At 60.8% G+C, this 12,500-nt stretch carries 7 protein-coding genes, 2 rRNA genes and 1 pseudogene (1 of these 10 running past the window's edge); 5 read left to right on the top strand and 5 right to left on the bottom strand.

Annotated elements, in window-relative coordinates; all coding sequences use genetic code 11:
* Positions 1–2,632: ribosomal RNA gene (locus AC0GNO_RS23510) — 23S ribosomal RNA — on the top strand; it begins 247 nt to the left of the window's first position.
* 160 nt (positions 2,633–2,792) lie between these two features.
* Positions 2,793–2,905 (top strand): 5S ribosomal RNA (gene rrf, locus AC0GNO_RS23505).
* A 66-nt stretch (positions 2,906–2,971) separates the two neighbouring features.
* Here rrf and mobB read toward each other — a convergent pair.
* The 3 genes from mobB to torT form a co-directional block, all read right to left on the bottom strand.
* On the bottom strand, positions 2,972–3,544 hold the full coding sequence (gene mobB, locus AC0GNO_RS23500) for a molybdopterin-guanine dinucleotide biosynthesis protein B (protein ID WP_472905729.1): 573 nt from the start codon (positions 3,542–3,544) through the stop codon (positions 2,972–2,974).
* Positions 3,545–3,618: 74 nt separating this feature from the next.
* A complete protein-coding gene (locus AC0GNO_RS23495) occupies positions 3,619–6,279 on the bottom strand; it encodes a molybdopterin-dependent oxidoreductase (protein ID WP_472905728.1) in 2,661 nt (886 codons plus the stop codon).
* 128 nt (positions 6,280–6,407) lie between these two features.
* Positions 6,408–7,502, bottom strand: a complete 1,095-nt coding sequence (torT, locus tag AC0GNO_RS23490; RefSeq protein ID WP_472905727.1) for a TMAO reductase system periplasmic protein TorT — start codon at positions 7,500–7,502, stop codon at positions 6,408–6,410.
* 83 nt (positions 7,503–7,585) lie between these two features.
* Between torT and AC0GNO_RS23485 the strand changes: the two genes are divergently transcribed.
* Positions 7,586–10,576, top strand: a complete 2,991-nt coding sequence (locus AC0GNO_RS23485; RefSeq protein WP_472905726.1) for an ATP-binding protein — start codon at positions 7,586–7,588, stop codon at positions 10,574–10,576.
* Here AC0GNO_RS23485 and AC0GNO_RS23480 read toward each other — a convergent pair.
* Together AC0GNO_RS23480 and AC0GNO_RS23475 are read right to left on the bottom strand one after the other, a co-directional pair.
* Positions 10,546–11,304 carry a response regulator gene (locus tag AC0GNO_RS23480; RefSeq protein ID WP_472905725.1) on the bottom strand — a complete coding sequence of 253 codons (759 nt, stop codon included), beginning with the start codon at positions 11,302–11,304 and terminating at the stop codon, positions 10,546–10,548. The genes AC0GNO_RS23485 and AC0GNO_RS23480 overlap by 31 nt on opposite strands.
* Positions 11,305–11,510: 206 nt before the next feature.
* Positions 11,511–11,897: a helix-turn-helix transcriptional regulator gene (locus AC0GNO_RS23475; RefSeq protein WP_472905730.1), complete on the bottom strand. Its 387-nt coding sequence runs from the start codon at positions 11,895–11,897 to the stop codon at positions 11,511–11,513.
* A gap of 138 nt (positions 11,898–12,035) precedes the next feature.
* On the opposite strand from AC0GNO_RS23475, the gene AC0GNO_RS23470 reads away from it, so the two are divergent.
* On the top strand, positions 12,036–12,302 hold the full coding sequence (locus AC0GNO_RS23470; protein WP_472905724.1) for a hypothetical protein: 267 nt from the start codon (positions 12,036–12,038) through the stop codon (positions 12,300–12,302).
* Between the two features lie 27 nt (positions 12,303–12,329).
* Positions 12,330–12,500: pseudogene (locus tag AC0GNO_RS23465) on the top strand (IS5/IS1182 family transposase); the annotation flags it as partial.

The following is a 12,500-nucleotide window of genomic DNA, read 5'->3' as shown; positions in this document are numbered from 1 at the left end:
GCGAAATTGGAAGAGCCTGTTAGTGATAGCACAAGACTTAACGGAACGTTCTGGAAAGGACGGCCATAGTGGGTGATAGCCCCGTACGTGAAAAGACCTGTGTGATACTGAGCTAACGAAAAGTAGGGCGGGACACGAGAAATCCTGTCTGAATATGGGGGGACCATCCTCCAAGGCTAAATACTCATCATCGACCGATAGTGAACAAGTACCGTGAGGGAAAGGCGAAAAGAACCCCGGGAGGGGAGTGAAATAGATCCTGAAACCGCATGCTTACAAAAAGTAGGAGCCTCGAAAGGGGTGACTGCGTACCTTTTGTATAATGGGTCAGCGACTTACATTCAGTGGCAAGCTTAACCGAGTAGGGAAGGCGTAGGGAAACCGAGTCCGAATAGGGCGATTCAGTCGCTGGGTGTAGACCCGAAACCAAGTGATCTATCCATGGCCAGGATGAAGGTGCCGTAACAGGTACTGGAGGTCCGAACCGACTAATGTTGCAAAATTAGCGGATGAGCTGTGGATAGGGGTGAAAGGCTAAACAAACTTGGAAATAGCTGGTTCTCTCCGAAAACTATTTAGGTAGTGCCTCAAGTATTACCGTCGGGGGTAGAGCACTGTTTTGGCTAGGGGGTCATGGCGACTTACCAAACCAAGGCAAACTCCGAATACCGACGAGTACAGCTTGGGAGACAGAGCACCGGGTGCTAACGTCCGGACTCAAGAGGGAAACAACCCAGACCGCCAGCTAAGGTCCCTAAAATTGGCTAAGTGGGAAACGAAGTGGGAAGGCTAAAACAGTCAGGATGTTGGCTTAGAAGCAGCCATCATTTAAAGAAAGCGTAATAGCTCACTGATCGAGTCGTCCTGCGCGGAAGATGTAACGGGGCTAAGCCAGTTACCGAAGCTGCGGATTTGCAATTTATTGCAAGTGGTAGGAGAGCGTTCTGTAAGCCTGTGAAGGTGTCTTGTAAAGGATGCTGGAGGTATCAGAAGTGCGAATGCTGACATGAGTAGCGTTAAAGGGGGTGAAAAGCCCCCTCGCCGTAAGCGCAAGGTTTCCTACGCAACGTTCATCGGCGTAGGGTGAGTCGGCCCCTAAGGTGAGGCAGAGATGCGTAACTGATGGGAAACAGGTCAATATTCCTGTACCGATTACAAGTGCGATGTGGGGACGGATCTTAATAGGTTATCCGGCGGTTGGATGTGCCGGTTTAGACAGATGTAGGCGACACGTAGGCAAATCCGCGTGTCATATACCGAGGCTGTTGATCGAGCGAGCTTGCTCGCGAAGTAACTGAACGAGGTCCCAGGAAAAGCCACTAAGCTTCAGCTTGTAATTGACCGTACCGCAAACCGACACTGGTGCGCGAGATGAGTATTCTAAGGCGCTTGAGAGAACTCTGGAGAAGGAACTCGGCAAATTGACACCGTAACTTCGGAAGAAGGTGTGCCCTTGTAGTGTGATGAGAACATCTGAGCACGAACGGGTTGCAAAAAATTGGTGGCTGCGACTGTTTATTAAAAACACAGCACTCTGCAAACACGAAAGTGGACGTATAGGGTGTGACGCCTGCCCGGTGCTGGAAGATTAATTGATGGGGTGCAAGCTCTTGATCGAAGTCCCAGTAAACGGCGGCCGTAACTATAACGGTCCTAAGGTAGCGAAATTCCTTGTCGGGTAAGTTCCGACCTGCACGAATGGCGTAACGATGGCCACACTGTCTCCTCCAGAGACTCAGCGAAGTTGAAATGTTTGTGATGATGCAATCTCCCCGCGGAAAGACGGAAAGACCCCATGAACCTTTACTGTAGCTTTGTATTGAATTTTGAACAGATCTGTGTAGGATAGGTGGGAGGCTTTGAAGCAGGGTCGCTAGATCTTGTGGAGCCAACGTTGAAATACCACCCTGGTGTGTTTGAGGTTCTAACCTAGGTCCCTTATCGGGATCGGGGACAGTGCATGGTAGGCAGTTTGACTGGGGCGGTCTCCTCCCAAAGTGTAACGGAGGAGTTCGAAGGTACGCTAGGTACGGTCGGACATCGTGCTAATAGTGCAATGGCATAAGCGTGCTTAACTGCGAGACTGACAAGTCGAGCAGATGCGAAAGCAGGACATAGTGATCCGGTGGTTCTGTATGGAAGGGCCATCGCTCAACGGATAAAAGGTACTCTGGGGATAACAGGCTGATACCGCCCAAGAGTTCATATCGACGGCGGTGTTTGGCACCTCGATGTCGGCTCATCTCATCCTGGGGCTGTAGCCGGTCCCAAGGGTATGGCTGTTCGCCATTTAAAGAGGTACGTGAGCTGGGTTTAAAACGTCGTGAGACAGTTTGGTCCCTATCTTCCGTGGGCGCTGCAGATTTGAGGAAGCCTGCTCCTAGTACGAGAGGACCGGAGTGGACGCACCTCTGGTGTACCGGTTGTCACGCCAGTGGCATTGCCGGGTAGCTAAGTGCGGAAGAGATAACCGCTGAAAGCATCTAAGCGGGAAACTCGTTCCAAGATGAGATCTGCCGGGGCCTTGAGCCCCCTAAAGAGTCGTTCAAGACCAGGACGTTGATAGGTCAGGTGTGGAAGCGCAGTAATGCGTTAAGCTAACTGATACTAATTGCTCGTGAGGCTTGACCCTATAACTTTGACGATAATCGTCCAAGTGCAAATGTTATTGTTATGCCCCGTAGGACAACCCTCATTGGCCTACATCGTTGGCAGCAATCAAAATAAGCTGATTCGAAACTCTATGAATTCGTCCCTGTTGTGCATCAGCACAGCAAGGACAACCCGTTATGCCTGACGACCATAGCAAGTTGGTACCACTCCTTCCCATCCCGAACAGGACAGTGAAACGACTTTGCGCCGATGATAGTGCGGATTCCCGTGTGAAAGTAGGTCATCGTCAGGCTCTTACTACCCCACAACCCCCTCGTACCTCGCGTACTTGGGGGTTTTGGCTTTCCTGGGGGCTATATCAATTGTTTTGCTGCATCACACGCGCTTCAGGTTCGGAGATTGCGGTTGCAAGATCTGTTTCCAAGAATTCAGCAACGGGCCGGCCTTTCCTCAACACCAGGTCCGCTATCGCTTTGGTATCGGAGAGTTCCAGCTTGAATGTATCGGGCGGTAGCAGATGCAATGCGTCACCGGCAGTCGCGACAATTCCCGGCCAGTCCCTGCCCAGCGGCGGCTTGTTCAACGCGGCTCGCCAGACCTCCAGCTTCGGGAAATCGCCACTCTTGAAGCCTTCCAGCAGCACCACGTCACACGTTTGAAGACGTGCCAGCAGGTACTCCAGTGGTGGTTCGATGGCGCCGCACAACTCGTGCATCAGTGCCCAGCGGTTGTGCCCCAGCAGCATGACCTCCGTACACCCGGACTCCCGCAGCCGGTAGGAGTCTTTGCCGGGACGATCCACCTCGATGTCTTTGTGGCTGTGCTTGATCAGAGAGACCGTGAGCCCGCGGGAGCGAAGCTCGGGAATCAGCTTTTCGAGCAGGGTGGTCTTGCCCATGCCCGAGTGACCTGTGATGCCAAATATATTCATGGTCTTGTGTTCGCTTTGTGAAGCGGAAGTGGCGGCGCAGCGCCGACACTTCCAATGCAACGCGCCGCTGAGCGTCAGGGCACGATGGCGTCCTTGGCGTTCTTCTCCAGGAAGTCCAGCACCACCTTGCGCTGGAGATCGTCCAGCCCTGCCCGCGGAAACATGCTCTGCGTGATGCCGTGCCACTGGCTCTTGGTGAAGTCGCCCGGCTCGCGCGGCACGTGACACACGGTGCAGCGCTCGTAGAACAGCTTCTCTCCCGGCACCATAGCGCCCATGGTCGCGCCCTTCACGATGGCGGCACGCTCAGTGAGCTTGAGCGCATCGACATCCAGCTTGCGTTGTTCCACCCTTTCGATCGCTGGCGGCTCGTAAGCGCGGTTGACCGACTCGGCGTCATCGCAACGCTTGAGGTTGGCAATGCAGGTGTTGGCGCTGGTGGCCTGGCTCAGGCCGCTCGACGCGACGCTGGTCGTGATGATGTTGATCGCACCGCTGTTGCAGCGACCCTTGGAATCGAGCTGGATCCAGTTGCCCTCTTCGAGGCTGACCACACCCTTCATGATCTTGTTGGTGACCACCGCGCCCGCAATCAGTGCGCCACGATCGTTGTACAACTCGACCAGATCACCGCTCTTGATGCCCTTGGCGGCGGCATCTTCGACGCTGATGAGCACATGCTGGCGCCCTTTGACGTTCTGCTCCAGACGCACGTCGGCGTTGGCCATCTGCGAGTGCACCCGGTTGTAGGGGTGCGGACTGACCACGTGCACCTGACCCGGCTTGGCGTTGCCCAGGAACTCGGACGGCTCCAGATACTTCGGGACCGGCGGGCAGTCGGACACGTTGAAACGCGCAATCTCGGAGCAGAAGAGCTCGATCTTGCCCGACTTGGTATGCAGCGGGTGCCTGACCGGGTCGGTGTAGAAATCGCCGTGACGCACCCACTTGCGCATTTTCTCGGGGACGTCGATGCGCACGATACCGTCTTTCCAGAACTTGTCGAACGGCACTTTCTGGCCGGTCGCTGCGTACGAGGCCTTGAGGATGTCCATGACCGACTTACCTTCGGTGAAGCCGTACTCGACACCCATCATTGCCGCCAGGCGGCGGAAGATCTCGAAGTCATCCAGGCTCTCGCCGTAAGGCTTGATGACCTGGCGCATCGCGTAGATCTTGTCGTTGCTGTAGGTGCCGCCGGTGCTCATGTCGTCGCGCTCGAGCGCCGATGTGGCCGGCAGCACGATGTCGGCGAAGCGCGAGGAGGCACACCACCAGGGGTCCTGGCAAATCACCGTTTCGACCTGCTGATTCATCGCACGCAGCAACTCATTGGTGTTCTGCTGGTGCGACATGAAGTTGTTGCCAGCGGTGTAGATCAGCTTGACAAGCGGATACTTGTGCGTAGTGCCGTCGCGGGTGTATTCCTTGCCGGGGTTCATCAGCATCTCGCTGATGCGCGAGGCCGGGCAGCGCGCCTTGATCGGGTTGCGACCCTGCGACAAGCCGACCGGCATGATGGCGTTGGACTGCGCCATGCCACCACCACCGTAATGCCAGCTGAAGCCCACGCCTTCGCCCGGCTTGCCGATCTTGCCGAGCATGGCTGCGAAGTTGATGATCGCCCAGTGTGTCATCTCGCCGTGTTGTGCGCGCTGCAGAGACCAGGCGCCAGCGAACTGGGTGCGCTTGGAGGCAAACAGCTCAGCGAGCTCGACGATCTTGGCGGCTGGAATGCCTGTGATCTTGGCGGCCCACTCGGGAGTCTTGGGCGGCGTGCCGTCACCATCCTTGCCCAGCAGGTAGGCCAGGTACTTGTCGAAGCCCACGGTGTACTTGGCCAGATAGGCCTTGTCGTGCTTGCCGGTGGTGTAGACATGGTGGGCCATGGCCGAGAACAGCGCCACGTCCGTGTTCGGAACGATCTTGACCCACTCGGAGCCGACCGCATCGTCGGTCGGCGTGTACTGCGGGTTGATCGAGATGAACTTGACACCGCGCTCCTTGATCTTCATCCAGCGCGGGGCCATCTGGTGGTCGGCGACCGTGAACTCGATCCGGTTGTTCTTGAACGGGTCGCAGCCGATCCAGACCATGACCTCGGTGTGCTCGGCCATCACTTCCCACGAAGTCTGGGGCGAGTACACCTCCATGTCGCCGATGATGTGCGGCAGGCTGACCTGCGAAGCACCGCCCGAATAGTCGCCGGTGGTGACCGAATGACCACCGATCAGGCCGAACAGGCGGCCCTGCAGCACCTGCGGGCGCAGCAGACCGGCGTGCGACCAGCCGCCATAGGAAGCGCTGAACACCGCCTCGTTGCCGTGCTTCTCAGCCGTGCGCAGGATGGCGTCGGAGGTCAACGCCAAGGCCTGTTCCCAGCTCACGCGCACGAAGGGTTCCTTGCCGCGCAGGTGAGGCTTGGTGTCACCCGCGGGGTTGGCCAGATAGGACTTGCGCACCATCGGGTACTTCACACGGGTCTTGTGATAGACACGGCCGATCAGGCCTTCCGTGAGCATGGTGGTCGGTGTGGCGTCCACGTCCTTGAGCGGCTGGATGCCGACCAGAACGCCGTTCTTCACCACCGCCTTGAATGGGCCCCAGTGGCTGGCACTGGGAATCACCTGGGTGTCGGCGGCAAACACTTCGTCAGCTGCGAACCAGGTCAGGCCGTTGGCAGTCACTGCCGAGGCCACCGATGCCTTCAAAAGGCCGCGTCGGGTAATGGTCATGATGGATCTCCTTGCAAATAAAACAGACCGATGGGGTATGTCCTGATGCTAGGAATCGCAGATCAATGACGCGCTCGGATTTGTTGTGCTGTGCCGTGCCTTTGTTAACCGCGTTAACGGGCGGTGAGTCAGTTCGCCGTGTCGGGCCGGTGGTAGAACTGGGGCATCAGCAGGGGTGGTGGCAGCGACTCGTCGATGTTGAGCTCGCCCAGATTGCCCTGCTCAACCGTGCGAATCACCGGGCCAAAGTGCCGGCGGGTCGGCCGCCGCTCCAGCAGGTCGACCGCCAGGCCGATCGACATCCGGCCCTGGAGCACGGGTGCATCGGTGGGGGCCGCGAGGATGCGGCCCCGCAGGATGCCCCGATGCACCGCCGGCGTGAAGTAGGTCGAGACGATGCCGATCCGGTCCTGCAGGCCGCGCTCGCGCAGCACGCTGATGGCGGCCTCCGCCATCAGGGCATTGCCGGCCACAAAGTCCAGGTCCTTGTGATCGTCGAGCACCTGTTGCAGCAGGTTGCGCTGCACGGCCTTGCCGGTGTCGCCCCACGCCGTCGTGCGGATGACGACGCGGCTGCCGGCGATGGCCTGGCGAAAGGCGCGGTCCACGCCTTCGCTGACACTGCGCGGTCCCGGGAACCAGGCCACCTGCACTGGAGGACCGTCACCCCGCGTCTGGCTGACCAGAAAGCGGCCAGCCGCCCGGCCCATTTCGTCCCAGTCCACGCCCACCTTGCCCGAAATGCCGACGTCGTCGATGGCATTGACGGTACCGATGACGGGCATGCGCGTTGTCAGCTGGCGCAGGTGCGGGGTCATGACATCACGGGAGACCGCACCGATGATCAGGGCGTGCACGCGGCGGTCCGAGGCGCAGGCCTGGATCTGGGCGCGCTGGACCGCCAACTGGGCATAGCCGCCGGCCTCGGAAAATCGCACCTCCACGCGCAGGCGGCGCGCTTCCTCCACCATGCCGTAGTTGACGCCCAGCCAATACGCATCCTTGATGTGCGGCACCACCACGCAGAGCACCCAGGACTGGCGGGCGGGCGCGGCCGGCGTGTGCTCGGCCCGCACGGGCGCGGCTGCCTTGAATGGCGGTTCCCAGCTCAGGATGGGTTGGGCTGCAGCCGGTGAGACCACCACGGACCAGGCCAGGCACAGGCCCCACAAGGCAGCGGCTGGCCGTCGCAACTGGTGAAGGGAAAAAAAGGTGGACGTCATGCCCGCGGACTGTAAGCCGGTTTCCGGATCAGAATAGCATGACAGATGACTTCGGTCGGCACGCGAATGTTGGATTGGAAATGATGCTCCCCTGGATCAATCGGCTTGATCGCCGACTGGGCTTGATCGGCAAGATCGGGCTGGCGTTGGCCGTGGGCGCGCTGCTGACAGCGGCGGTGGCGGCCACCGCCTGGCTCAGCTTCAACCAGGTGGTCGGGCTGCAGCGCCGCATCATCGACAACACGGTGCCGGCACTGGAAGCGGTCGGTGCGGTGACCCAGCTCAACAACCGCAGCCTGGCGCTGGTTGATCAGCTGCGGCGCGCGCAAACCGTCGATGAGGTCGATGCCTTTCAGCGTCAGGGCGACGCTCAACTGGCCCAGGTGCGCAACCTGCTGGAGCGCCTGGAACAGCAGGACTTCGAGCCCCAGCTGGAACAGGCGCTGGCGGTGACGGTCCAGGAGATGCACACCAACCTCGGATTGCAGGCCAGCAAGGCGCGGCAGTCACAGCAGGTGCAAGGCGAGATTCGCCAGGCCCAGGAGGCGCTGCACCGGGCAGTGGCCGAGCTGATGCTGCTGGCGGAGGCGCTGGCGGCGAACGCCTCGACCTTTTCCGCGGCCACCGTGTCCAGTCTCTACCCCATGGTTGAGCGCGGCGCCAGCCGGGACGAGATCCTCGAGTCGCTGGACCGCCTGATCGAGGTGGACATCGATCGCATGGAGCGCATGTCCGAATTGCAGCTCGTTTGCTTCCGGCTCAAGACCACGCTCGATCGCGTGGAGGGAGCCCCCACATCGCCGGCCTTGCGGGGTTTGAGCAGAGATTTTTCGGCCGACCTGGCCATCCTGTCGCATCGGCTGCAGGACTTCCGGGACCCGACCCGCAAGGCCACCGCGCAGCGACATGTCGACGTGCTGAAGGCGGCACTGGCGCCCCAGGGCCTGTTTGCCTTGCAGGCTCGGCGCGTGACGCTCGACGGACAGTTGGCCGCTGAGCGGGATACGGGGGCTGCCCTGGCGCTGCGCCTGAACGAACAAGGGGCTGCACTGCTGCAGGCCAGTCAGCAGGCCATGGCTCAGGTGGGCACAGGCTCGCGTACCGCGATCGCCCGCGGAGCCGTGGGCTTTCTGGCCGTCGCCGGCGTCCTCTTGCTGACTTTGCTGGCCACGCTCTGGTTGATCCTGCGTTACGAGTTGCTGGGTCGGCTCAAAGGCATGGAAAACGCCATGCGGGCACTCATGGCCGGCGATCACAGCGTGGCGATCACCCATCCGGTGGCCCGCCACGATCCGCTGCTGCCGCTGGTGCAGGCGCTGGAGCAGTTCCGGGAGCACGCGATCGAGCGGCAACGCCTGGAGAAGTCGCTGCGCCAGCACCAGCAGCAACTGGAGCAGCAGGTACAGGACCGCACCGCAGCACTCAGCCGCAGCAACGAACTGCTGGAGCGCGAAGTCGCGCTGCACGCGCAGGCACGGCGCGAGGCCGAGGAGGCCAACCGCGCGAAGAACGAGTTTCTCGGCAGCCTCAGCCACGAGCTGCGCACGCCGCTCAGCGGCGTCAGCGGCAGCGTGCACCTGCTGCGCGACACCGCGCTGGATGATCGTCAACGCGAGTACCTGCGGATGATCGAGTACGCCAACGGCACCCTGCTGGAAACCCTGGAGGACATGCTTGGTTTTTCCCGCCTGGAGGCAGGCAAGCTGGAAATCATGCGGGAGTCCTTCGCGGTACGGGATGTCATCGACGACATGCTGGCCCTGCAGTCCGTCGCGGCGCGCAGCAAGGGCCTGGCACTTGTGCGCGACATTTCCGATGACGTGCCCGAGCGGCTTGTGGGCGATCGACGCAAGCTCAACCAGATCCTGCTCAACACCATCGGCAACGCCATCAAGTTCACCGACGAAGGCGAAGTCACGGTGAAAGTGGTGCGTGCAGCGGACGACCCGACGGGTGCGTTGAGGCTGCAGTTTCAGGTGCTCGACACCGGTATTGGCATTCCGACTGATCAGCAGGAGGCTGTTTTCAAACCGTTTGTCCAGGTGGAGGACACGGCGCATCGTCGGCACGGCGGAACCGGGCTTGGCCTGGCCATCTGCCAACGCCTGGTGGAACTGATGGCGGGGCGCCTGTGGCTCAAGAGCACGGTCGGGGAGGGCACGGAAGTCGGCTTCGAACTGCCGTTCGAGCCTGCTGCGGCGGGGGCTTCATTGGCTCCACTGCCCGATATCACCGACCCAATCCCATCGCTGGATGTGCTGGTGGTGGAGGACGACGACATCAACCGCATCGTCTGCCAGCGTTACCTGGAAGCACTGGGCCATCGGGTTCGGCTGGCCGACAGCGGCCCCATTGCCATCGACTTGCTGCGCCATGGGGGGCACACGGACTGCGTGCTGATGGACATCAGCCTGCCCGGCGATTCGGGGCTGGAAGTCGCCCAGACGCTGCGCACCCTCGACGGCGGCCGGTGGCGGGCACTGCCCATCCTGGGCATGTCCGCACATGTCACGCCTGACATCCTCGAACACCCGGCCTCTGCCAACATGGTGGGCTTTCTCAGCAAACCTTTTCAGCGCGGCGAACTTGCGCGTGCACTGGCTCGGGCGCTGCAGTCCTCCTCACCCCCGACGGGTGCCCCAACACCCACCCCACTGGTCAAGGACGTGGCAGCGGCAGGCGATGCCCCAACGCTGGACGAGGCCTATCTCGCGCAGGAGAGCGAGGACCTCGGGCTCGATGTCCTGCGGCAGTTGCTGAGCCTGTTCCGCCAAGCCTCCGATGCGTCTGCAACATCACTGCAAGACGCAGCGAAGGCCGCCGACGCCGAACAGATCCGACGGACCGCCCACCAGCTGCGCAGTGCAGCGAGCAACCTGGGGCTTCTGCGTGTCATGCAGGCCTGCCGACGTCTGGAAGACGCGGACGGTGAAGGAATGCTGACGGCGGCGCAGCTTCCGCTGCTGATCAGCCAGCTGTTGGAGGCCATTCCCGAAGGAATCGAGGCGCTGGAACGCTGGCTGGGCCCCTCCGAAGAAGGGCGTCAGGATGCGGCGTTGTCGGCCAGCAGGTAACCGACGCCCCGGACGGTGACGATCAGCTCCGGGTGTCGGGGGTCTTTTTCCATCTTCTCGCGCAGGCGGGCCACCAGCACATCGACAGTGCGGTCGCTCGGGTCCCACGAGCGGTGGAAAACCTGTTGCATCAGGCGCTCGCGCTCCACCGCAGTCCCGAGGTGCCGGGCCAGGGCGGCCAGCAGGTCAAACTCGCCCCGGGTCAGAATCTCCTGGCGCCCATCCGCCGCGGAGAGCTTGCGCTGCGCCAGGTCCAGCGTCCATTTGCCCAGCTTGCGTTGTAGCCCGGACGCGCCCGCTGTCGACACCGGGCGGAGGCGCCTCAGGACGATCTTGACCCGCGCGAGCAATTCGCGCGCGTTGAAGGGTTTGGTGACGTAATCATCGGCACCGGACTCCAGGCCCACGATCTTGTCGATGTCGTCGTTGCGGCCGGTCACCAGGATGAGCCCGATGCTGGCGTTGTGGGCGCGCAGCTCCCGCGCCAGCTCGAGACCGTCACGTCCGGGCAGGCCGATGTCCAGCAGCACCACATCGGTGGGGTGCTGGTGCAGGCAGTCCCACATTTCATCGCCATTGGCAGCCACTCGGACGCAATAGCCTTCCCGCTCAAAGTAGGCCTTGACCCGTGTACAGGTCAAAGGATCGTCGTCGACGACAAGGAGGCTGTGTGTGGCAGACAAGATGTTCGAGTTTGTCCGTGTTTTGATCGGATCGGAGGGCGTCATCGGTTCTGAAAATTATATGGAACCGGAGTTTGGTCGGAGGTGAATGACGGCGAAACAGCCGCCGTGCTTCCCACGGTGGCCGTTGCCGCGATACGGGTGGCCGTCCGCATATGGCCGGAAGCACTGGCCCAGACCTGCTTCTCATCGCAGCTGTTGAAGGCGGCCGCCCCGGCGCCGCGGTAGCGCAGCCTCTCACGATTGATCTATCAATTACGACCACGTGTCGGTGCAGCCAGTCCATGAGATGTGGAAACGGTCGGTGGCGCGGCGCCGTGCCCAACAGCCGCTTCGTGGCAGTCAAAGGGAGCACGCCTGGCAGCACCCACCGTCAGCGACAGCTGCATTGAAGCCACGCAGGTCACAGGTTTGACTGCCGCAGTGGTTCGACGTCGGGCCGTCGCAGTGAAGGTCTGCGCGTCCCTGGTGGGCTCGACAGTTGGCTGGGCTGAGTATGTCCGCTCAGTGCGATGCCGCTGGGCGTGTTTGGCTCCATAGATCCAATTCGCTGCGGCGCCAGGCCCAAGTCGAACCGGGCAGGGAAACTGCTGATTGGCCATGAGCCTGTAGATCGTTGGTCGACCGAGGCCCGTCATCTGCATGACAGATGGCATGTGCAGGAACACGATCGTTACCTGATCGTGTGTATCGGATGGTAGGGTGGATGTCTGCTGCACGGCATTCTCTCGGTGAAGGCATGTTGGCCACTGTTTGGCGCGGCGGGCATCTTGGTCATGCTGGATTCGCAGACAAATCTTGCTCGCAGCGAGCTATCAGAAAAAGGCCGAGCAGCAACCAAGAAATCTGGAAATCTGGGCGGTGCCTGCCTTGCGGTGGTCTCTGCCAATTTCTTGATGCGACGCTTGCGCAACAGATCGGGCGAGATGCTCTGGCCTGTGTTCATCAGATCTGAAACTGGCACCAGACTGACCCAGAAAGCAAAAATGTCAGCAGACGCTAAGGATTGTGTTCAAAACCCCGTGCAGTCCCCGATGGTCTGAAGGTGCGAGGCGAGGAACAATGGCGTCATGAAGAAACAAGCGGAACTGGGACTGAACCTGAGCACGAGGCGCACGCGCAAGGCTGTGTTCCTCGACGAGATGGAGCTGGTGGTGCCGTGGCGCGAACTCATTGCGCTGATTGCAGCGGCCGCGCCGGTTGCCAGCACGGGGCGCCCACCATTTGCACACGAGACCATG

The sequence above is a fragment of the Hydrogenophaga sp. L310 genome, assembly GCF_055703065.1.
Note: the sequence above shows the minus strand (reverse complement) of the source record. Positions and strands in the feature narration are given on the sequence as shown.